Source organism: Klebsiella sp. K5-45, from assembly GCF_030128605.1.
Classification (GTDB): domain Bacteria; phylum Pseudomonadota; class Gammaproteobacteria; order Enterobacterales; family Enterobacteriaceae; genus Klebsiella; species Klebsiella quasipneumoniae.
Genome location: NZ_JAKUZW010000003.1, coordinates 417,208 through 438,271, shown reverse-complemented (window position 1 = coordinate 438,271; position 21,064 = coordinate 417,208). Strand labels below are relative to the sequence as shown.

Sequence of the window (21,064 nt, the reverse complement as noted above, 5' to 3'; positions counted from 1 at the left end):
CTGTTGTAAGGGCATGACAGTCCTGATATAACTGCTGCGCGGTCGCACTATGAAGGACTCTGGTGCGATATAAATTATAAAGAGAGGAAGAGAACAGTGAATAAATCTCAACTGATTGACAAAATTGCTGCGGGTGCGGACATTTCTAAAGCTGCAGCTGGACGTGCGTTAGATGCTTTAATCGCTTCTGTTACTGAATCTCTGCAGGCTGGGGATGACGTTGCGCTGGTAGGTTTCGGTACCTTTGCTGTTAAAGAACGTGCCGCCCGTACTGGTCGCAACCCACAAACAGGTAAAGAAATTACTATCGCTGCCGCAAAAGTGCCGGGCTTCCGTGCTGGTAAAGCGCTGAAAGACGCGGTGAACTGATCGGCTTTCCCGTCAGGGAATGTGACGAAGTACAAGGGCGCATCGTGAGATGTGCCTTTTTTATTGCCTTTTCAGACCACTTTATGTGTGTTTATCGCCACTTGTGGGCTGACAATCACCCTGTTTTCTTGTCAAAATACGTCCTCACGCGCGGCGGCCATCACGTGCTATGCTGCGCGAGCTAAAGTCATCTACAGCGGAGCGTTGTTACACCATGATGGACAACCTACGCACGGCCGCCAACAGCGTCGTGCTCAAGATTATTTTCGGTATCATTATCGTCTCGTTCATTTTGACCGGGGTGAGTGGTTACCTGATTGGCGGTGGCAAAAACTATGCCGCAAAAGTGAATGGCCAGGAGATTGGCCGTGGGCAGTTTGAAAACGCCGTCGCCAGCGAACGTAACCGTATGCAGCAGCAGCTTGGTGACCAGTTCTCCGAGCTGGCGGCGAACGAAAACTACATGAAAACCATGCGCCAGCAGGTGCTGAACCGCCTGATTGACGAGTCGCTTCTGGATCAGTATGCCCGCGAGCTGGGCCTCAGCATCAGCGATGAGCAGGTGAAGCAGGCGATCTTCCAGACGCAGGCGTTCCAGACGAACGGTAAGTTCGACAACCAGCGTTTCAGCGGTATTGTCGCCCAGATGGGGATGACCACCGATCAGTACGCCCAGGCGCTGCGTAACCAGCTGACCACGCAGCAGCTGATTAACGCCATTGCGGGTACCGACTTCATGCTGCCCGGCGAGTCCGATCAGCTGGCGGCGCTGGTGTCTCAGCAGCGTGTCGTTCGCGAAGCGACCATCAACGTCAACGCCCTGGCGGCAAAACAGACCGCCAGCGATGAGGAAATCAACGCTTTCTGGCAGCAGAATCAGGCCCGTTTTATGGCGCCGGAGCAGTTCCGCGTAAGCTACATCAAGATGGATGCCGCCAGCATGCAGGAAAACGCCTCTGACGAAGAAATTCAGTCATGGTATGACCAGCACAAAGATCAGTTCACTCAGCCGCAGCGTAATCGCTACAGCGTGATTCAGACTAAAACTGAAGCTGATGCGAAAGCGGTACTGGCCGAGCTGCAAAAAGGCGCCGATTTCGCCACGCTGGCAAAAGAAAAATCGACCGATATTATCTCTGCCCGCAACGGCGGCGATATGGGGTGGATGGAAGATGCTTCTACCGTGCCTGAGCTGAAAGACGCCGGCCTGAAAGAGAAAGGCCAGCTCTCCGGGGTGATCAAATCCTCGGTTGGCTTCCTGGTGGCCCGTCTGGACGATGTCCAGCCGGCGCAGGTCAAGCCGCTGGCTGACGTGCGCAATGACATTGCGGCGAAAGTGAAGCAGGAGAAAGCGCTGGATGCTTACTATGCGCTGCAGCAGAAGGTGAGCGATGCGGCCAGCAACGATAATGAATCGCTGGCGGGCGCGGCGCAGGTCGCCGGACTGCAGGTGGTGGAAACCGGCTGGTTTGGCCGCGATAATCTGCCGGAAGAGCTGAACTTTAAACCGGTCGCTGACGCTATTTTCAACGGCGGTCTGGTCGGCGTGAACGGCGCGCCGGGCAGCAACTCCGACATCATTACCGTTGACGGCGATCGCGCCTTTGTTCTGCGTATCAGCGAGCACAAAGCCGAGGCGGTGAAACCGCTGGCCGAAGTGAAGGCACAGGTCAGCGATATCGTTAAGCACAATAAAGCGGAACAGCAGGCGAAGCGGGATGCCGATAAGCTGCTGGCGGCGCTGAAAGACGGCAAAGGCGATGAGGCGATGAAGGCGGCTGGCCTGAGCTTTGGCGCACCGCAGACGCTTTCCCGTACCGGCCAGGATCCGCTGAGCCAGTTGGCATTTACTCTGCCGCTGCCGCAGCAGGGCAAACCGGTCTATGGCGTTGGCAGCAACATGCAAGGCGATGTGGTGCTGGTGGCGCTCGATGAAGTGAAAGCAGGCAGCATGCCGGAAGAGCAGAAGAAGGCTATGGTTCAGGGGATTACCCAGAACAATGCCCAAATCGCTTTCGAGGCGCTGATGAGCAACCTGCGCAAGGCGGCGAAAATTAAGCTGGGCGACAGCATCGACCAGCAGCAGTAATTTCGCGTCGTTTCGCAAAAATACGCAACACCATGTAATCCTCAAGGGCCGCTTTCGCGGCCCTTTCCATTTCTGTGATTTGCCTTTTGTCGGCCATCCGCACTGACGCTATCGTAGCCTTGCTGTCTATACACAAGGAGATATCAGCATGAAATATGGAATAAAAGCACTGATGGCCGCGGGCGTTCTGGTTTTCGCGGTAGGCGCACAGGGCGCGCTGGCTGCCCCCGCCAGCGGCAAAGCGGCGGTAACCAAAGAGCATGTCCAGGCGTCCTCTTCGGCGAAGGCGAAAGCGGAGCCCGGCGAGGCCGACAACGGGGCGACCAAAGTCAGCATTAACCACGCCAGCGCCGAACAGCTGGCGCAGGCTCTGAATGGCGTGGGGTTGAAAAAAGCCCAGGCGATTGTCAGCTACCGTGAGGAGTACGGACCGTTCAAAACCCTTGATGATCTGAAGCAGGTCCCAGGGATGGGCAGCGCGCTGGTGGAGCGGAATTTATCCCATCTGACGCTGTAAATTTTTTGCCAGCGCTTGCACAGCGGTGATTTTTTGCCAGGATAAAGAGGTTGCATCAAGTGGTGTGACCTCTTACCTCATAAACAACAATAACAGAAAGGCATTGATGCTATGCAGACACAAATTAAAGTTCGCGGCTATCATCTGGACGTCTACCAGCATGTGAATAACGCACGCTACCTGGAGTTCCTTGAGGAGGCCCGCTGGGATGGTCTGGAAAAGAGTCCGGCATTTCAGTGGATGACCGAGAAAAACATCGCCTTCGTGGTGGTGAATATTAATATTAACTACCGCCGTCCGGCGGTCCTGGGCGATGTGCTGACGGTGAGCAGCAAACTGGAGCAACTCAACGGCAAAAGCGGCACGCTCAGCCAGGTGGTCACTCTCAACCCCAACGGCGAGGTGGTGGCCGATGCGCTGATTACCTTCGTCTGTATCGATTTGAAAACCCAGAAGGCGCTGCCGCTGGAAGGGGAACTGCGTGAGAAACTCGACCAGATGAACTTGCGCTGACAACCGTCGCGTGCGTGCGTGCCGGGCGGTGGCGCACCTCGACCCACGGAAGGTGATGAACCCCTTGCCCCGGTAAGCGTAGCGCTACCGGGGAAGTTGAACTGAAGCTTTTGGAAGATACCTCTGCGGAGGCTATGCCTGTGTCAGCCCGGTTTTTTGCTTCATCACCGCCATTACCCCGACTTTATCGGCCAGATACTGGTTAAGCCCGTTAGCGCGCAGGTTGCAGGCGGCGCACTGGCCGCAGCCATCGCCCTTAATGCCGTTGTAGCAGGTAAGGGTTTCCCGGCGCACCAGATCTAACTGACCCCAGTATTCGGCCAGCGCCCAGGTCTCGGCTTTGTTCAGCCACATCAGCGGTGTTTCAAAGCGTATGTCTTTCGCCATTCCAAGGCTGACGGCGTGGTGCAGCGCTTTGACAAACTCATCGCGGCAGTCCGGGTAGCCGGAGAAGTCGGTCTCGCACACGCCGGTGATGATAGCTTCGGCTTTTACCTGATAGGCGTAGATGGCCGTCAGGGTTAAAAACAGAATATTGCGCCCCGGGACAAAAGTGTTGGGAATGCCCTCGGCATCAGGCTGATAGTCCGGTACCGGAATGTTATCGCGGGTCAGGCTGCTGACCGCCAGTTCATTGAGCAGGGTAACGTCCAGCACTTTATGCGCGACGGCGCCAAGTTTCAGGGCGAGTTCGCGCGCAACGTCGATTTCCGCGCGGTGGCGTTGGCCATAATCAAAAGTGACGCAATGCACTTCATCATACTGTTGCAGAGCCTGCACCAGACAGGTGGTTGAATCTTGTCCTCCGCTGAAGACAACTACGGCGCGTTTCATGGCAATTCCTGACTAAATGAGTAAAGGCGATATGGTAGCGCCAGACGCCCGCCACCACCAGCTCTGTCACGTCGACGCCGGCAGCCAGGCGCTGGCGAAGTCGAACCATCCGCGGGCGTTGAGGCGCAAGCCATTGACTCCCGGTGGGGCGCTGATCCGATAGTTGTATTTAAACAGCGGCGTCATGATGGCGTCTTCCATCAGGCTGTTAAATACGTTGCGCAGCGCATCGTTGCGGCTGCGGGCTTCCGGTTGCGCCTGTACCGCGTCTAATGTCGCCTGCAGATGGGCATATTGCGCCCCGGTCAGCAAATTGGGCCACAGCATATCGCAGCGCAGCCACTGCTCCAGGGCATACTCCGGCGCTTCGCCGATCAGGCGGTCGCCCATCATCAGGTCGGCCTGCCCCAGATGCTGGCAGCCTTCCCAGTTTTTGGCGTCATGGAACAGCAGCGTCAGCTCGCAGCCGAGCACAGCCAGCCGCTGTCTCAGCTGTTCGGCCATGGCGTGGAGTTCGACCGGCAGATGGTAGAGCAGCGTGAGCCTGGCCGGCAGCGGCACCGCGCTGTTTTCCGGCCCCTGCGGGATGGACCATCCCGGCAACACCTCATGGCTTGGCGTAATCAGATCCTCGTCGAGCGGCAGCGTGTCCAGCAACGACGAGCGGTGAATTATCGATACCAGCCGCTGGGCCTGCGCTTTGCTAAGCCGAGGGCTGTGACGCAGGGTCAGATAGCAGAAGCCAAGACTGATGCTATTGCTGACCTGGCGCAGGTTATGCAGCTCTTCGCGATCGCCAATAGTGATCTGCACCGGGTGGCGGCAGCTGGTCCCGAGATCGCGATCGAAGAGCTGGGGGGTGATCCAGTACTCCACCGCCTGGATCAGCGGATGCCGCAGGTGGTAGCGGGGATGGTTCTCCAGGCGGACGAGTTCCGGACTAAACCGCTTCAGGCGGAACGGTCCGCAGCCGATGGCCGGATCGTCAGGATGGGCCAGCACGCTGCAATAGCTGGCGAGGCGGAACGGCAGCCAGTAGTCAGGACGATGCAGCGTGATGGTCAGGCACTGGGCGTGAGTGACATCGATGCGGCTGATGCTGGCGAACAGAGTCCGCAAGGCGGGCAGATCCAGCAGCAGCAGTAAGCGCTGCCGCAGCTGTGCGGTTTCCACCGCATCGCCGTTGTGCCAGCACAGTGTGGAGCGGATATAAAACTGCCAGCGCAGGCCGTCAGGGGAGACCTGCCAGTGGTGCGCCAGATCGCCGATCGGCATATTGTCACCTTCGTCGAAGCGCGTCAGCCCGGCATAGATCTGCCCGGCCAGATGCTGCTCGGCGCGTCCGGGCAGAAAGCCGGGATGCAGCGGCTCCAGCGGGCGATAGTAGGGAATACGCAGCGTCGGGGTATTGTTTTGCCATTGACCGCCCAGAAAGGGGTGGAGCAGGGCTTTCAGCTCCACCGGGGCCAGCTGCGCCAGCTCCAGCGCGTTTTGCTGCTGACCTTTATGCAGCGCCTGCTCCATCATCTCATTGCGCAGACGTTCCGGCGTTTTGTAAAAAGAGAGCAAGCCGCGCTTGCCGCGCCCGGAGCTGGCCTGCCAGCTTAACCATCCAGCTTCCTGCGCCTGACGCAGTAGGGTACGGACGTGGCGTTCGCTGCAAAAACAGCGTTCCGCCAGCTCGCCGACGGTGACCTGCTGCGGCGCCCCGGCAGAGGGCTGCCACAGCCGCTGGTACTGGTTTAAACGGTGTAAGAGTCGCATAAGCGCTGTCGCCCACCGGGCCGCAATAAACCCGGAATAATTTATATTATCTATTCACTATTACTTCCGTATATCCCAGGTGATACTGCAACACAAGCGAAGCCCATCACACATCGGGGAAAACACCATGGCAAAACTGGCAGCATTTGATATGGACGGCACCTTGCTGATGCCGGACCATCGTCTCGGAGAAAAGACGCTCACCGCGCTGAAACGGCTGCGGGAACGCGATATCACCCTGACGTTCGCCACCGGCCGCCATGCGCTGGAGATGCACCATGTGATGGGTGAATTTTCCCTGGACGCATTTCTGATCACGGGCAACGGGACGCGCATCCACTCTTTGGAAGGGGAGGAGCTGTACCGTCAGGATCTCAATCCCGAGGTAGCGGAAGACGTGCTGCATAGTCGATGGGATACCCGGGCCAGCATGCACGTGTTTAATGACGGCGGTTGGTTCACCGGTCAGGCAAGACCTGAGCTGCTGAAGGCGCATGTCTTCAGCGGGTTTCGCTACCAACTGTGCGATCCGAAACGTATGTCGGCGCATCATGTCACCAAGATCTGCTTCTGCGGCGATCATGACGATCTGCGCCGCCTGCGGATCCAACTGAATGAGGCGCTGGGCCAGCGCGCGTTTCTCTGCTTCTCGGCGATGGACTGTCTGGAAGTGCTGCCGGTTGGCTGCAATAAAGGCGCGGCGCTGGCGAGGCTGAGCCAGCACCTGGGACTCACCCTACAGGAGTGCATGGCCTTCGGCGATGCGATGAACGATCGCGAGATGCTTCGCAGCGTCGGGCGGGGGTTCATCATGGGCAACGCGATGCCGCAGCTGAAAGCCGAGCTGCCGCATCTCCCGGTTATTGGCGACTGCCGGCATCAGGCGGTCTCCCATTTTTTAACGCATTGGCTGGATAATCCTGATCTTCCTTATTCCCCCGAATAGAGAGACCCTTCCAGCAAGCCAGATAGCATTCTATCTGGCTTTTTTTATGTTCTGCCGACCAGCCGGGCGATCTCCGCCTGCCAGGGGGCGATATCGCCGATGTTGGCCGCCACCCACTGCGGGTTGTAATAGCTTTCCAGATAACGCTCGCCGCTGTCGCACAGCAGGGTGACGAGGGAACCCGTGCGTCCTTCCTCGCGCATCCGCGCGGCCAGCTGCAGCATGCCCCACATGTTGGTCCCGGTCGAGGCGCCGACTTTTCGGCCAAGCTGCGTTTCCAGCCACAGAGCAGTGGCCACGCTCGCCGCATCCGGCACGCGCAGCATCTCATCGACAACATCGGGAATAAACGATGGCTCGACGCGCGGGCGGCCGATGCCTTCAATTTTGCTGCCGATCGGGCTGCGCAGGCTGGCGTCGCGGGTCTGCCAGTAATCGAGGAATACTGAATTTTGCGGGTCGACAACCATCAGCTGCGTCTCGTAACCTTGGCTGCGAATATAGCGGCCAATGGTCGCCGAGGTCCCCCCGGTGCCGGCGCTCATCACGATCCACGACGGCTGCGGGTGCGGCTCATGGCTCATCTGGCGGAAAATACTGTCGGCGATATTGTTATTGCCGCGCCAGTCGGTGGCCCGCTCGGCGAAGGTAAACTGATCCATATAGTGGCCGTTCAGTTCACGCGCCAGCGTTTCGGAAGCCGCGTAGATTTCGCAGGCGCTCTGCACAAAATGGCAGCGTCCGCCGTAGAACTCGATCTGTTCGATTTTGCGTCTGGCGGTGCAGGAGGGCATCACGGCGATAAACGGCAGCCCCAGCAGGCGGGCGAAATAGGCCTCAGAAACTGCAGTCGAACCCGAAGACGATTCGATAATCGTGGTGCCTTCTTTGATCCAGCCGTTGCACAGGCCATAGAGAAACAGCGACCGCGCCAGACGATGTTTGAGGCTACCGGTCGGATGCGTACTTTCATCCTTCAGATAAATCGGGATCCCCGGAAAACCAGGCAGCGCCAGGCGAATCAGGTGTGTATCGGCGGAACGCTGATAGTCGGCGTTAATTTCACTAATGGCGTGTTTTACCCAGGCGCTATTCATCTCGGATTCCTGTTTGTCATTTTGTGCCCAGCTTAGCGGATTGTGCGGGAAAAATTGTTGCTATTTGGCCTTTCAATTACAATTGCGGGAGTAAATTATTCTCTCTGGTGGCCTTATGTTAGATAAAATTGACCGTAAGCTGCTGGCGCTGCTGCAGGAAGATTGCACCCTCTCTTTGCAGGCGCTGGCCGATGCCGTTAATCTGACCACGACCCCTTGCTGGAAACGCCTGAAACGACTTGAGGATGAGGGTATTCTCCGCGGGCGCGTCGCCTTACTGGATGCGGAAAAGGTGGGGCTGGGGCTGACGGCGTTTGTCCTGATCAAGACTCAGCATCACAGCAGCGACTGGTATTGCCATTTTGTGAGCGAAGTGACGCAGATGGCTGAAGTGCTCGGCTTCTGGCGGATGGCGGGGGAGTATGACTATCTGCTGCGGGTGCAGGTGGCCGATATGAAGCGCTATGACGACTTTTATAAACGTTTGGTGAACAGCGTGCCGGGGCTGTCGGATGTCACTTCGAGTTTTGCCATGGAACAGATAAAATACACCACCGCCTTGCCTGTCGAATAACGGTATTGCGCCGTAACCCATAACAAATCAGGATCTTACTGCTTGCGATTATTTGCACAACTCAGCTGGTATTTCCGCCGGGAGTGGCGCCGCTATCTTGGCGCAATTGCCCTGCTGGCCATTATTGCCGTCCTGCAGCTTGTTCCGCCGAAGGTGGTGGGCATTGTGGTCGACGGCGTGACGCAACAACATTACACCGCGGAGAAGGTGTGGATGTGGATCGGCGCGCTGGTGCTGATCGCGGTGATGGTCTACCTGCTGCGCTATGTCTGGCGCGTGCTGCTGTTCGGCGCCTCTTACCAGCTGGCGGTCGAACTGCGGGAAGACTTTTACCGGCAGCTGAGCCGCCAGCATCCGGCGTTCTATTTACGCCATCGCACCGGGGATCTGATCGCCCGCGCCACCAATGACGTGGACCGGGTGGTGTTTGCCGCCGGTGAAGGGGTGTTAACCCTGGTGGATTCCCTGGTGATGGGCTGTGCGGTGTTGATTGTGATGTCGACGCAGATTAGCTGGCAGCTCACCCTGCTGGCGCTGCTGCCGATGCCGCTGATGGCCCTGGCGATCAAACGCAACGGCGATGCCCTTCACGAACGTTTTCGCGTCGCCCAGGCGGCCTTTTCCAGCCTCAACGATCGCACGCAGGAGAGCCTGACCAGCATCCGCATGATTAAGGCCTTCGGGCTGGAGGATCGCCAGTCGGCGCAGTTTGCCGCCGATGCGGCCGATACCGGAGCGAAAAATATGCGCGTGGCGCGAATTGACGCTCGCTTCGACCCTACCATCTATATCGCCATCGGGGCGGCGAACCTGCTGGCCATCGGCGGCGGCAGCTGGATGGTTATCCACGGCAGCCTGACGCTGGGGCAGCTGACCAGCTTCGTGATGTACCTTGGCCTGATGATCTGGCCGATGCTGGCGCTGGCGTGGATGTTTAACATCGTGGAGCGCGGTAGCGCGGCCTATGGTCGTATCCGCACCCTGCTCGAAGAGGCGCCGGCGGTGGACGACGGGACCGAAACGGTGCCGGCAGGCCGCGGTGTCCTGCAGGTCGCTATCCGCGATTTCATCTATCCGCAGGCGAGCAAACCTTCACTGGAACAGGTTAATTTTACCCTTCAGCCGGGGCAAATGTTGGGCATCTGCGGGCCGACGGGCGCCGGCAAAAGCACCATTCTGGCCCTGCTGCAGCGCCATTTTGACGTCACCAGCGGCGAGATCCGCTTTCACGATCTGCCGCTACCGCGTCTGCAGCTCGACAGCTGGCGCGAACGGCTGGCGGTGGTCAATCAGACGCCGTTTTTATTCTCCGATACCGTCGCCAATAATATCGCGCTGGGAAAACCGGACGCGACGCCGGAACAGATTGAGCGGGTGGCGCGGCTGGCCAGCGTGCATGACGACATTTTGCGTCTGCCCCAGGGGTACGATACCGAAGTGGGCGAGCGCGGCGTGATGCTCTCCGGCGGCCAGAAACAGCGTATCTCTATTGCCCGCGCCCTGCTGCTGGAGGCCGAAATTCTGATCCTGGATGATGCCTTATCGGCGGTGGATGGCCGTACGGAGCACCAGATCCTGCATAACCTGCGCCAGTGGGGAGAGGGCCGGACGGTGATCATCAGCGCCCACCGGCTGTCGGCGCTGACCGAGGCCAGTGAAATTCTGGTGCTGCAGCATGGGCATGTCGCCCAGCGCGGCCGCCATGAGGCGCTGGCCGTGCAGCCAGGCTGGTATCGCGACATGTATCGCTATCAGCAGCTGGAGGCCGCGCTCGACGAGGTTCCCCAGGAGCAAGAGGAGGCCCTGGATGCGTAGCTTTACCGAACTCTGGCCGACGCTTAAACGCCTGCTGGCCTATGGTTCACCGTGGCGTAAGCCGCTGGCCATCGCGGTGGCGATGATGTGGATCGCGGCGGCGGCAGAGGTGAGCGGTCCGCTGCTTATCAGCTATTTCATCGACAATATGGTGGCGAAACATACTCTGCCGCTGAAGCTGGTGGCAGGCCTGGCGGCAGCCTATATCGGTCTGCAGCTGCTGGCGGCGTTACTGCACTATAGCCAGTCGCTGCTGTTTAACCGCGCCGCGGTTGGCGTGGTCCAGCAGTTACGCAGCGATGTGATGGATGCCGCCCTGCATCAGCCGCTCAGCGAGTTTGATACTCAGCCGGTCGGGCAGCTTATCTCCCGGGTAACCAACGATACGGAAGTCATTCGCGACCTGTACGTGACGGTAGTGGCGACGGTGCTGCGTAGCGCGGCGCTGATCGGCGCGATGCTGGTGGCGATGTTTAGCCTCGACTGGCGGATGGCGCTGGTGGCGATCGCGATTTTCCCGGCGGTGCTGATCGTGATGATCATTTATCAGCGCTATAGCACGCCGATCGTGCGCCGGGTGCGCGCCTGGCTTGCCGACATCAACGATGGCTTTAACGAAGTGATCAACGGCATGGGTGTCATTCAGCAGTTCCGCCAGCAGGCGCGTTTTGGCGAACGGATGCGTGAGGCCAGCTACGCCCACTATCTGGCGCGGATGCAGACGCTGCGCCTCGACGGTTTTCTGCTGCGTCCGCTGCTGAGTCTTTTTTCCTCGCTGGTGCTGTGCGGGCTGCTGATGCTGTTCGGCTTTAGCGCGGCGGGCACGATTGAGGTCGGGGTCCTGTATGCGTTTATCAGCTATCTCGGACGCCTTAATGAGCCGCTCATTGAGCTGACCACCCAGCAGTCGATGCTGCAGCAGGCGGTGGTCGCCGGCGAACGCGTTTTCGAGCTAATGGATCGTCCACGCCAGGCGTGGGGCGCCGATGACGCGCCGCTGAGCAGCGGTCGAGTGGAAATCGACCATCTCTCCTTCGCCTACCGCGGGGATCGTCTGGTCCTCCAGGATATCACGCTGGATATCCCTTCCCGCAGCTTTGTGGCGCTGGTCGGGCATACCGGCAGCGGGAAGAGTACCCTCGCCAGTCTGATGATGGGCTATTATCCGTTAACCCACGGGGAGATCCGCATCGATGGCCGGCCGCTCGCTTCTCTTAGCCACAGCGCGTTGCGTCGGGGCATCGCGATGGTGCAACAGGATCCGGTGGTGCTGGCGGATACCTTCTACGCCAACGTCGCGCTGGGCCGGGACATCAGCGAAACCCAGGTCTGGGAAGCGCTGGAGGCGGTGCAGCTGGCGGCGGTGGCGCGCAGCATGAGCGACGGCCTGTACACCCAACTGGGCGAGCAGGGCAATAATCTCTCCGTCGGACAGAAGCAACTGCTGGCGCTGGCGCGCGTGCTGGTGGACACCCCGCAGGTACTGATTCTGGATGAGGCGACGGCAAACATCGACTCCGGTACCGAGCAGGCGATCCAGCAGGCGCTGGCGAAGGTTCGCCAGCATACCACCCTGGTGGTTATCGCCCATCGGCTGTCGACCATCGTCGAGGCGGATACCATTCTGGTTCTGCATCGTGGTCAGGCCGTCGAGCGGGGCAACCACCAGCAGCTGCTGGCGGCGAAAGGCCGCTACTGGCAGATGTATCAGCTACAGCTGGCTGGTGAAGAGCTGGCGGCCAGCGCCAGAGAAGAGTCGCTCAGCGCCTGATGCACCACCAGCAGGCAGCGAAGGCTGGGCGGCCTGTCGTGGTGCAAAAACGTTACATCAAATGCACCGCTGTGGTGCATTTTTGCCCGTTAAATGCCTTTACGCCGGCTAATGCCTGACCTCTCGCCTGTTTTTTGCCATCAAAGGGCCGCTCAGCGGCCTTTTTTCATTTCTGGCATAGCCCTTGCTTTATATCCATCGTGTTAGCTGCGGCCATTACCGAATACTGACTGGAGGGGACTTATGAAGCTGGTTACCGTGGTAATCAAACCATTCAAACTGGAAGACGTGCGTGAAGCCTTGTCTTCCATCGGCATTCAGGGCCTGACGGTCACTGAAGTCAAAGGATTTGGCCGTCAGAAAGGTCATGCGGAGCTCTACCGCGGCGCCGAGTATAGCGTCAACTTTCTGCCAAAAGTGAAGATTGATGTGGCGATCGCCGACGATCAGCTGGATGAAGTTATCGATGTCATCAGCAAAGCGGCTTACACCGGAAAAATTGGCGACGGCAAAATTTTTGTCGCTGAATTGCAGCGCGTCATTCGCATCCGTACCGGCGAAGCTGACGAAGCGGCACTGTAATTTCCAGACCACACAGTGATGGGGAACGAAACAATGAAAATGGCAACAATGAAATCGGGTCTGGGGGCATTAGCCCTTCTTCCGGGGCTGGCGATGGCCGCGCCTGCGGTGGCGGACAAAGCCGATAACGCATTTATGATGATTTGCACCGCGCTGGTTCTGTTTATGACTATCCCGGGGATTGCGCTGTTTTACGGCGGCCTGATCCGCGGTAAGAACGTTCTTTCCATGCTGACGCAGGTGATTGTCACCTTTGGCCTGGTCTGCGTACTGTGGGTCATTTATGGCTATACCCTGGCCTTCGGCACCGGCGGCAGCTTCTTCGGCAGCTTTGACTGGGTGATGCTGAAAAATATTGAACTGAAAGCGCTGATGGGCACCTTCTATCAGTATATCCACGTCGCCTTCCAGGGCTCGTTCGCCTGCATCACCGTCGGGCTGATCGTCGGGGCGCTGGCTGAACGTATCCGTTTCTCCGCCGTGCTGATTTTCGTGGTGGTGTGGATGACGCTCTCCTACGTGCCGATTGCGCATATGGTCTGGGGCGGCGGTCTGCTGGCGACGCATGGCGCGCTGGATTTCGCCGGCGGCACCGTTGTGCACATCAACGCCGCGGTCGCCGGGCTGGTGGGCGCGTATATGATGGGCAAACGCGTGGGCTTCGGCAAAGAAGCGTTCAAACCGCATAACCTGCCGATGGTGTTCACCGGCACCGCTATCCTCTACGTGGGTTGGTTCGGTTTCAACGCCGGGTCTGCCAGCGCAGCGAATGAAATCGCGGCCCTGGCGTTCGTTAACACCGTCGTGGCGACCGCCGCTGCTATCCTGGCGTGGACCTTTGGCGAATGGGCTCTGCGCGGCAAACCTTCACTGCTGGGCGCCTGCTCCGGGGCAATTGCCGGTCTGGTTGGCGTTACGCCGGCGTGTGGTTATATCGGTGTCGGCGGCGCGCTGATCGTCGGTATCGCCTCTGGCCTGGCGGGTATCTGGGGCGTGACTGCGCTGAAACGCTGGCTGCGTGTGGATGACCCTTGCGACGTCTTCGGCGTTCACGGCGTCTGCGGCATCGTCGGCTGTATTCTGACCGGTATCTTCGCGGCGACTTCTCTGGGCGGCGTCGGTTATGCGGAAGGCGTCACCATGGGCCATCAGCTGCTGGTGCAACTGGAAAGTATCGGCATTACCGTGGTCTGGTCCGGCGTCGTCGCTTTTATCGGCTACAAAGTAGCGGATATGACCGTAGGGCTGCGCGTGCCGGAAGAGCAGGAGCGCGAAGGGCTGGACGTCAACAGCCATGGCGAAAACGCTTACAACGCCTGACAGAAAACCCTTCTCCATGTAGCAAAAAGCCTCCCGTAGGGGAGGCTTTTTTTATGCGTTGCGGTTGCGCATCACCCCTTCCTGCACCGTTGAAGCAACCAGCGTGCCATCCTGGGTGTAGAACTCGCCGCGGACGAAGCCGCGGGCGCTGGAGGCCGAGGTGCTTTCGACGCTGTACAGCAGCCACTCATTGATATTAAACGGCCGATGGAACCACATCGAGTGATCGATAGTGGCGACCTGCATGCCGGGCTCAAGGAAACCAACGCCGTGCGGCTGCAGCGCCACCGGCAGGAAGTTAAAGTCCGAGGCATAGCCCAGCAGATACTGATGAATGCGCAGATCGTCGGGAACGGCGCCGTTGGCGCGCAGCCACACCTGACGCACCGGCTCGGCGATATGGCCTTTCATCGGGTTATGAAACTCCACCGGGCGGATCTCCAGCGGCTTATCGCAGAGGAATTTGTCTTTCACCTGCGGCGGCAGGAGATGCGCCAGCTTGCGGGCAATGTCGGTTTCCGAAGGCAGCCCATCAGGGGAGGGGGCGGCCGGCATCGCTTTCTGATGTTCATAGCCGTGCTCTGGCGCCTGGAAGGAGGCGGTCATATAGAAGATCGGCTTCCCGTTCTGGATGGCGGCGACCCGGCGGGCGCTAAAGCTGTTGCCATCGCGCAGCACCTCCACATCGTAGACGATCGGTTTTTGACTGTCGCCGGGGCGCAGAAAGTAACTGTGAAACGAATGCACCAGACGTTCAACGGGCACGGTCTCTTTTGCCGCATACAGCGCCTGGCCCACCACCTGGCCGCCAAAAACCTGGCGCAATCCCAGGTCTTCGCTCTGTCCACGGAACAACCCTTCCTCAATTTTTTCCAAATCTAATAATGCCAGCAGGTTAGAGAGTGCCTGACTCATACTTTTCCTCAGTTAACAATGGCGGCGCCGCGCGCGTAATGTGGCAAAGTATAACCTGGAATCGCAAGTGGTCCGATGGGTGTAATAATCTGAATAACAACCGGTCAACAGGAAGAAATCTGCGATCTGTGCCACACTTATTGACGACACGAAAGTTCCTGCCGGCGAAGCGGCGGAACATCCTCCTGGGTATTAAGGGATGATAAGGAGAACATCATGAAATTTGCCTATATGTTTAGTGCCTTAGCCGTCGCCGCGACGCTGACCGCCTGTGCTAATCACCACTCGAACAATTCTTCGACGCAGGCGGCTGCACCCGACCCTTACGGTATTGCGACGCTGAGCGTGGCGCAGCAGCAGCCGAGCGTCACGGGGACGATTAATATCCGCCAGAGAATCGCTTTGCCGCCGGATGCGGTGCTGACGGTGACCCTGTCGGATGCTTCTCTGGCCGATGCGCCAGCCCGCGTATTGTCGCAAAAAGCGGTGCGTACCGAAGGCAAGCAGGCGCCATTCAACTTTGCACTGCCTTACAACCCGGCAGATATTCAACCGAACGCCCGCATTCTGTTGAGCGCAGCGATTACGGTTAACGGCCAGCTGATGTTCATTACCGATACCGTGCAGACGGTGATCAACCAGGGGGGCACCCATGCCGACCTGACGCTGGTTCCGGTTCAGCAGACCGCCGTGCCTGTCGCACAGTAAGCTCGCTAAGCCCCCGAATGGGGGCTTTTTTTTGGTCTTCAGTAAACCCAGCGATAGCGCTGGAGATCGATATGGCCGCCGCCGGAGACCTGCACCCCTTCGGCCAGCAGCGCCTGACGCTGCCGCTGCAGATCGGGGCCGATGAGGGAGATATCGCCATGGCGATTGACTACCCGATGCCAGGGCAGAGTGGACCCTTCCGGCAGACGCTTCAGCACACCGCCCACCTGGCGCGCCGCGCGCGGCGAACCAGCCAGCCTGGCGACATCGCCATAGGTCGTGACATACCCTTCCGGTATCGACGCCACAATGTGCCAGACACGTTGGGGAAATGTATCGTGCGGATCCATATTCAGTCCTGTTACCCGAAAAACGCCAGCATAAGCGCTGATCTTCAGGCTGTACAGCCTGCCCGATCAGGCGGGTTGTTCGACGGTGAACGTCAGAGCGAGGCCGAGGATCTGCATGCCATGGACATTGTCGGAAGGTGAACTGGCGATGAGGCTCTCAAGGAATTTTAACCGCTGCGAGGTCGCGTTGATGATCAGCTTCGCGCGCAGGCCCGGCATGGTCAGCGACGAGATGGGGTATACCACCCGACCGCTGATGTAGACCGGTAGCTTGCGCAGTTCCACCTGGCGCAGGACGCCGACGGTGGAATAGAGCAGCGCCAGCGGCGTGACCGCCCGCACCGGCGCCTGACTGATGGTCACGAAGTCGAGCATTTTTTCAGGGCGCAGATAATTCACCCCCTGAAAGGCGATGGTCATCCCTTCAATGGCGGGTAAAGGCAGAGTGATGGTCTGTGGTGATGAGTCAGTCATTCGATTACCGTCGAGACAAGGTGCTGATGATAAAAGGGGACGCAAGATGGCTAAGTATGGTGGATATCCCGACTGTGTGCTGAGCGCGCGCTCGCAATCTCACAGGTTGAGCGTGAGTGACTGGTTTTATTCGCATTATTGCGCAATAAACCAGCAGGCAGTCGGGGCGTGCTTGCAATTCACCAGGTCAGCAGGGATAATGCGCCAGCGCGTTGGGTAACAACGCTCTCAATGGGGGCTCTGTTGGTTCTCCCGCAACGCTACTCTGTTTACCAGGTCAGGTCCGGAAGGAAGCAGCCAGAGCAGACGACGTGTGTGCCGGGATGTAGCTGGCAGGGCCCCCACCCAATTCTGGGTAAGTACTTGATAGATAATGTCTAAAGTACAGAAATCTCTCCTCCATAGCCTTAGTGGTACAAAAACTGTGTATCACCAGTAGGCTGCACGATGTCCCTTATGCTCTCCCGTCATGGGATTTGGTACTACCGGAAAGTTAACGTCTTACCCTGTGGTAAACGCCGCGAGTTTCGTCGTTCGTTAGGTACGCGTTCAAAGACTGAAGCGACAAAGCGATCTTTACGCTTTGCAGATCGTCCCTGGCTGAGTACTGAAACCGCCACGACTACAATCGATTTGATCCAATCCCCTCATTCAGACTTGTCGCTTAGCGAGCTAAAACTACATGCTGAGCAGTACGTTGAGTTTAAAAGCCGTGAAGTTTGTGAAAGGGAAGTTTCTTCTATCAAACGCTGTATTGATAAGTACTTTAGCTGCACTGATCAGGTGTTTAAGCGTAGCAGGGCTGCTGAATTCATTAGCGGGCTGGATGTCGCGATTCCTACAAAGAACAAATATGTTAAGAAAATCAGTGGTTTTTTCCGATGGCTGAAACACCGTACTGACTATGATTTTCAAAATCCCTTTGAAGGATTGCTCCAAAAGGATCGCGAGCCAGTTTCCCAAAAGCGAGAGGCATATACCTCTGCTCAGATCAGATGTTTGGAGAATGGGATCAGTGCTTTACCTGACTGGAAGAGATGGATTATTTTGCTTGGTCGATTTACGGGGATGAGGGCTAATGAAATTTGTCAGCTATATCATGGTGATATATTAAAAAATGAGGGAAGGTGGTGCATCAGGATTGATGATCGTCATGATGGACAGGTGGTCAAAACGGAGAACAGTAAACGTACAATACCAATTCATAACAAATTGATAGATATCGGATTTTTGGACTATGTACAGAACCACAAGGGTAGACTGTTCCCGCAGTTAACTTTCTATAAAGGTTCATACAGCCACTACTTCACCCGCTGGTTTAGCGGTTATCGCAAAAAATTAGGGGTTCCAGAGTTTCATTCACTGCGACATTACATTGCCACTAAGTTAAAAAATGCTGGTGTAGTGGAGCATTATGCTGCTGCATTCTTAGGACATGCCGATAATTCAATCACATACAGAAGATATGGTAAGTCAGTCGCTGTGTCTCAACTATATGATTTATTAGAACATATTTGATTCGTCCTAAGCAGCCTCTTCGCTGAGAGCCTGCTTAGTGACGGGAGAGCATAAGGGACATCGTGCAGCCTACTGGTGATACACAGTTTTTGTACCACTAAGGCTATGGAGGAGAGATTTCTGTACTTTAGACATTATCTATCAAGTACTTACCCAGAATTGGGTGGGGGCCCTGCCATCAGCCATTAGTACTAAATTGTGTTGGTTAATCAATTGGTTATAGTGGTAGTACTACAACAGTACTGTACCACTCTCGATAGTACCGTCCAGCACAAAATCTTGCAATTTAACTTTTCTATGGTGTATTAATCCAATAATTTAATGCCATTGTTATGCAGCGGATTGAAAGATAAATAAGCAAATAGCAATATTGGAAAAGGAGTAAAATATGAGGTCTGGAAAAACTATCAAAAAAATTATCATTAAAATACTTAAAGACGATTTAGCCTCAGGAAAAGTGGTGAAAGTAAATGAGTACACATATGAGTATAAATAGAAGTCAAACGTATCTCACAAAAAACATTCACGGCACCTCTGAAATAAAATTAGAAATAACAATTTTATTTTGTATGGGATAACCTCAAAAAAATGTGATATAATAGACATTCTAAATAGATCTCGTCATTAAATTCGATAACTATAATATTTAAAATTAAATCAAGTACCTTTACGGGTCTTTTTTTATTATCTTTATTCCCTTGCGGGGCATGATTTCTCAACAAATCTCGTCAGAATTAACTGATTCATCCAAATGAACCGGATTAACTACTTGAACCAAACGAATTGGTTGGAGTAGTTAATGATAGTACTTACGTAGTGAGTACTTGATAGTTAGGGAATTATTTAATCAATACTATCATTGATTGATGAGAGATATGGTGCAATTTTTTTTCGTCTAAATACTAATAACTAAAACAAAGAAAGGCCGACTCACTGGAACGAATCGGCCTTTCTAAATTAATCAATATGGAGCGTGCAAATGATTAATTCTACATCTATTTATAACAAGTTTAAGTACGTATCTGCTGAGTGTGGTTCAGGTAAAACAACAGCTATATGTAATATAATCAATAACAGTACTGAAAGATATATTTTAGTACAGAATACACAAGAGCTTATTAAACAGACAGCAAAGCAACTTAATAACTGTAAGTATATCATTACGGATACAGTACAAAAAGATGAAAGTGTTATTAATTCAGTCATTCAATTTCTTTCATCAGGAAGTAATAGAACATTACTCATAACTGATAAAACTTTTTTCAAGATACCAGTTGGATTATTATCCGGCTGGAATGTCTATATTGACGACGTTACTAATTTTCACTCTTTTCAAAATATAAATGAATGTAATGCTGACATAAAAAAGGTTATCCTTAATGATTTAATCTATAAAGTACAGTCATTAGATGAAAGAAATATGTATATTGCGGCTGAAAGAAACCCAGAAGTACAGGGGGATGTAGTAAAGAGCATTTTAAATAAACTTTCAGTATTGAATGAAAATGATCTTTTTATAATGAACAATGAGTACTTTACCGATGCGAAAAAGGAACAGCTTAATATTACTGCATGGAAAAATCTCAATAAGTATAAAGACTTAAAAATTACCTTTCTTGGGGCTAATTTCGAAAACTCATTGATCTATAAAGGCAATAAAGAACTCTTTGAACGTACTGAAATTGAAGGATTACAGACACGTAAAACAGAACTTAAAAAAAGATTAAAGGTGTATTACTTCTCTAAAAAATCTAAACTATCAAGAACATGGAAAACGAACAACCCTGATAAATTACAAAAAATATATTCTTTTATTGATAAAGAACTTGAGGGGCAGGATTTCTACTGGACGAAGAACAAAAGCGATTCTTGGAGTCTAAAAAATGGTACAGAGATAAGCCCGGATGCCAGAGGATTTAACCAGTACCAGCACCTGATGAAGTGCGTCTGGCTGGCCTGTATGCGTCCCTCGGAGACAGAGGCTAAACAGTGCAAATTGTTCTTTGAGATTGATGGTGAGGCGATTCACGTAGCGAGGGAGTATGAAAGTTTACACCAGTTTGTACTACGAGGGGTTTCAAGAGATTTTGACAGTACTGAAACGCAGACCGTTTATGTTTTTGATGAATGGCAGGCCAGATCACTTACAGATAACATTGAGTACATAGATCTTGGTATTGATGATGGCAAGCAAGGGCAGAGAGGCAGGCCGCAAGGCTCAATGAACAAGGAAAAGCGTTTCACTCTTGATGATACCAAAGCAAAGAGTTTCCGCCGCTGGAAAGACAGCAATCCAGGGCTTGATTTAGAAGATTTCAGGGAGTTTCTTGCCCGTTCTACCAACGCAAATCTCAGTACTGAAGAAATAAAGGCTATGTGGGACAAATACGAAAATGAAGTACAAAAAAAAGTTAAAAATGAAGTCCAGAACACCATCATAAAAACGAATGAATGTCCGAAAAATAATACCTTATAAAATCTTTAGGTAATAAATTTCGGACATGACAACGAGCGAAAGCGAATTAACTACCTGAAAGCAGGAGCGGCGAAGCAAGCGAACTGTTTCGGGTAGTTAGTGAGAGTGCTCACGCAGTGAGTACTTGATAGCTATTCCATTGTTTATATAGATAAAACAATTAAACAGCACCCGCGTTGCGTGTACTGTTCGCTGGATTCGGTTCTACTGCTGCGTTCCCTTCGGTCACTAGCAGAGCGAACCCAATCGCGTTTTTTTGTTCTGTCAGTAAGTACATAACTGCCTGTTATTTCATTACTTATTTTACAAATAATTCCTTTGTGTACTTGGTGGGGTATCTGCTGTTTCAGGTACTGGAGAAGCACTATCCGTACTGCACAGAGCGAAGCGACCCCGATCCTATCAATCCCCCTTCATGATGGTGTTTCGGAC

Annotated in this window: 19 protein-coding genes and 1 other RNA gene; 14 read left to right on the top strand and 6 right to left on the bottom strand. The window is 54.8% G+C overall.

The genetic code is table 11. The features are described from left to right. The first annotated feature begins 96 nt into the window (after positions 1-96). The 4 genes from hupB (at position 97) to MKS11_RS08890 (ending at position 3,488) form a co-directional block, all read left to right on the top strand. A complete protein-coding gene (hupB, locus tag MKS11_RS08905; protein WP_002444653.1) occupies positions 97-369 on the top strand; it encodes a nucleoid-associated protein HU-beta in 273 nt (90 codons plus the stop codon). A 214-nt stretch (positions 370-583) separates the two neighbouring features. Then, a complete protein-coding gene (ppiD, locus tag MKS11_RS08900; protein WP_017898913.1) occupies positions 584-2,458 on the top strand; it encodes a peptidylprolyl isomerase in 1,875 nt (624 codons plus the stop codon). Positions 2,459-2,606: 148 nt separating this feature from the next. Continuing rightward, positions 2,607-2,975, top strand: a complete 369-nt coding sequence (locus MKS11_RS08895; protein WP_048294255.1) for a helix-hairpin-helix domain-containing protein — start codon at positions 2,607-2,609, stop codon at positions 2,973-2,975. A gap of 111 nt (positions 2,976-3,086) precedes the next feature. Further along, the gene (locus MKS11_RS08890) at positions 3,087-3,488 is read left to right on the top strand and encodes a YbgC/FadM family acyl-CoA thioesterase (RefSeq protein WP_017898911.1); all 402 of its coding nucleotides are present in this window, start codon (positions 3,087-3,089) and stop codon (positions 3,486-3,488) included. Between the two features lie 132 nt (positions 3,489-3,620). Here the strand turns inward: MKS11_RS08890 and queC are convergent, their stop codons facing one another. Both queC and MKS11_RS08880 read right to left on the bottom strand, forming a co-directional pair. Continuing rightward, complete coding sequence (gene queC / locus MKS11_RS08885) at positions 3,621-4,322, bottom strand: 7-cyano-7-deazaguanine synthase QueC (protein ID WP_087771469.1); 702 nt, start codon at positions 4,320-4,322, stop codon at positions 3,621-3,623. A 66-nt stretch (positions 4,323-4,388) separates the two neighbouring features. Further along, positions 4,389-6,086, bottom strand: coding sequence for an SgrR family transcriptional regulator (locus tag MKS11_RS08880; protein WP_087771468.1), 1,698 nt, complete (start codon positions 6,084-6,086; stop codon positions 4,389-4,391). A gap of 127 nt (positions 6,087-6,213) precedes the next feature. Between MKS11_RS08880 and cof the strand changes: the two genes are divergently transcribed. Further along, complete coding sequence (cof, locus tag MKS11_RS08875) at positions 6,214-7,032, top strand: HMP-PP phosphatase (RefSeq protein WP_032455636.1); 819 nt, start codon at positions 6,214-6,216, stop codon at positions 7,030-7,032. 44 nt (positions 7,033-7,076) lie between these two features. On the opposite strand, the gene MKS11_RS08870 is transcribed toward cof, so the two are convergent. Continuing rightward, complete coding sequence (locus MKS11_RS08870; protein ID WP_087771466.1) at positions 7,077-8,129, bottom strand: PLP-dependent cysteine synthase family protein; 1,053 nt, start codon at positions 8,127-8,129, stop codon at positions 7,077-7,079. Between the two features lie 115 nt (positions 8,130-8,244). Here MKS11_RS08870 and MKS11_RS08865 point away from each other — a divergent pair, with 115 nt between their 5' ends. The 5 genes from MKS11_RS08865 (at position 8,245) to amtB (ending at position 14,191) form a co-directional block, all read left to right on the top strand. After that, positions 8,245-8,703 (top strand): Lrp/AsnC family transcriptional regulator, encoded by a 459-nt coding sequence (locus MKS11_RS08865; RefSeq protein WP_004204786.1) that lies wholly within the window; start codon positions 8,245-8,247, stop codon positions 8,701-8,703. Between the two features lie 42 nt (positions 8,704-8,745). Continuing rightward, positions 8,746-10,518: a SmdA family multidrug ABC transporter permease/ATP-binding protein gene (locus tag MKS11_RS08860; RefSeq protein WP_060656948.1), complete on the top strand. Its 1,773-nt coding sequence runs from the start codon at positions 8,746-8,748 to the stop codon at positions 10,516-10,518. Next, positions 10,511-12,289 carry a SmdB family multidrug efflux ABC transporter permease/ATP-binding protein gene (locus tag MKS11_RS08855; protein ID WP_004204783.1) on the top strand — a complete coding sequence of 593 codons (1,779 nt, stop codon included), beginning with the start codon at positions 10,511-10,513 and terminating at the stop codon, positions 12,287-12,289. Before MKS11_RS08860 ends, MKS11_RS08855 begins: the two co-directional genes overlap by 8 nt. Before the next feature lie 243 nt (positions 12,290-12,532). Continuing rightward, a complete protein-coding gene (gene glnK, locus MKS11_RS08850) occupies positions 12,533-12,871 on the top strand; it encodes a P-II family nitrogen regulator (RefSeq protein ID WP_002891893.1) in 339 nt (112 codons plus the stop codon). 33 nt (positions 12,872-12,904) lie between these two features. Beyond that, on the top strand, positions 12,905-14,191 hold the full coding sequence (gene amtB, locus MKS11_RS08845; protein WP_004204781.1) for an ammonium transporter AmtB: 1,287 nt from the start codon (positions 12,905-12,907) through the stop codon (positions 14,189-14,191). Positions 14,192-14,242: 51 nt separating this feature from the next. On the opposite strand, the gene tesB is transcribed toward amtB, so the two are convergent. Beyond that, positions 14,243-15,106, bottom strand: coding sequence for an acyl-CoA thioesterase II (gene tesB / locus MKS11_RS08840; protein ID WP_004204779.1), 864 nt, complete (start codon positions 15,104-15,106; stop codon positions 14,243-14,245). A 216-nt stretch (positions 15,107-15,322) separates the two neighbouring features. Here tesB and MKS11_RS08835 point away from each other — a divergent pair, with 216 nt between their 5' ends. Beyond that, complete coding sequence (locus MKS11_RS08835) at positions 15,323-15,814, top strand: YbaY family lipoprotein (RefSeq protein WP_002891903.1); 492 nt, start codon at positions 15,323-15,325, stop codon at positions 15,812-15,814. Between the two features lie 38 nt (positions 15,815-15,852). Here the strand turns inward: MKS11_RS08835 and MKS11_RS08830 are convergent, their stop codons facing one another. Together MKS11_RS08830 and MKS11_RS08825 are read right to left on the bottom strand one after the other, a co-directional pair. After that, positions 15,853-16,164 carry an MGMT family protein gene (locus tag MKS11_RS08830; RefSeq protein ID WP_087771465.1) on the bottom strand — a complete coding sequence of 104 codons (312 nt, stop codon included), beginning with the start codon at positions 16,162-16,164 and terminating at the stop codon, positions 15,853-15,855. A 66-nt stretch (positions 16,165-16,230) separates the two neighbouring features. Then, positions 16,231-16,638 carry a hypothetical protein gene (locus MKS11_RS08825; RefSeq protein WP_017898905.1) on the bottom strand — a complete coding sequence of 136 codons (408 nt, stop codon included), beginning with the start codon at positions 16,636-16,638 and terminating at the stop codon, positions 16,231-16,233. A 241-nt stretch (positions 16,639-16,879) separates the two neighbouring features. Between MKS11_RS08825 and ffs the strand changes: the two genes are divergently transcribed. The 3 genes from ffs (at position 16,880) to MKS11_RS08810 (ending at position 20,632) form a co-directional block, all read left to right on the top strand. Then, positions 16,880-16,976: signal recognition particle sRNA small type (gene ffs, locus MKS11_RS08820), an RNA gene on the top strand. 109 nt (positions 16,977-17,085) lie between these two features. Beyond that, positions 17,086-18,156: a site-specific integrase gene (locus MKS11_RS08815; protein ID WP_064359624.1), complete on the top strand. Its 1,071-nt coding sequence runs from the start codon at positions 17,086-17,088 to the stop codon at positions 18,154-18,156. Between the two features lie 979 nt (positions 18,157-19,135). Continuing rightward, positions 19,136-20,632, top strand: a complete 1,497-nt coding sequence (locus tag MKS11_RS08810; RefSeq protein WP_064359625.1) for a hypothetical protein — start codon at positions 19,136-19,138, stop codon at positions 20,630-20,632. Positions 20,633-21,064: the final 432 nt, after the last annotated feature.

Coding starts and splice junctions, on each gene's coding strand:
- ppiD (WP_017898913.1), top strand. CDS start 584: ATGATGGACAACCTACGCACGGCCGCCAACAGCGTCGTGCTCAAGATT.
- MKS11_RS08895 (WP_048294255.1), top strand. CDS start 2,607: ATGAAATATGGAATAAAAGCACTGATGGCCGCGGGCGTTCTGGTTTTC.
- MKS11_RS08890 (WP_017898911.1), top strand. CDS start 3,087: ATGCAGACACAAATTAAAGTTCGCGGCTATCATCTGGACGTCTACCAG.
- queC (WP_087771469.1), bottom strand. CDS start 4,322: ATGAAACGCGCCGTAGTTGTCTTCAGCGGAGGACAAGATTCAACCACC.
- MKS11_RS08880 (WP_087771468.1), bottom strand. CDS start 6,086: ATGCGACTCTTACACCGTTTAAACCAGTACCAGCGGCTGTGGCAGCCC.
- cof (WP_032455636.1), top strand. CDS start 6,214: ATGGCAAAACTGGCAGCATTTGATATGGACGGCACCTTGCTGATGCCG.
- MKS11_RS08870 (WP_087771466.1), bottom strand. CDS start 8,129: ATGAATAGCGCCTGGGTAAAACACGCCATTAGTGAAATTAACGCCGAC.
- MKS11_RS08865 (WP_004204786.1), top strand. CDS start 8,245: ATGTTAGATAAAATTGACCGTAAGCTGCTGGCGCTGCTGCAGGAAGAT.
- MKS11_RS08855 (WP_004204783.1), top strand. CDS start 10,511: ATGCGTAGCTTTACCGAACTCTGGCCGACGCTTAAACGCCTGCTGGCC.
- glnK (WP_002891893.1), top strand. CDS start 12,533: ATGAAGCTGGTTACCGTGGTAATCAAACCATTCAAACTGGAAGACGTG.
- amtB (WP_004204781.1), top strand. CDS start 12,905: ATGAAAATGGCAACAATGAAATCGGGTCTGGGGGCATTAGCCCTTCTT.
- tesB (WP_004204779.1), bottom strand. CDS start 15,106: ATGAGTCAGGCACTCTCTAACCTGCTGGCATTATTAGATTTGGAAAAA.
- MKS11_RS08835 (WP_002891903.1), top strand. CDS start 15,323: ATGAAATTTGCCTATATGTTTAGTGCCTTAGCCGTCGCCGCGACGCTG.
- MKS11_RS08830 (WP_087771465.1), bottom strand. CDS start 16,164: ATGGATCCGCACGATACATTTCCCCAACGTGTCTGGCACATTGTGGCG.
- MKS11_RS08825 (WP_017898905.1), bottom strand. CDS start 16,638: ATGACTGACTCATCACCACAGACCATCACTCTGCCTTTACCCGCCATT.
- MKS11_RS08815 (WP_064359624.1), top strand. CDS start 17,086: ATGTCCCTTATGCTCTCCCGTCATGGGATTTGGTACTACCGGAAAGTT.
- MKS11_RS08810 (WP_064359625.1), top strand. CDS start 19,136: ATGATTAATTCTACATCTATTTATAACAAGTTTAAGTACGTATCTGCT.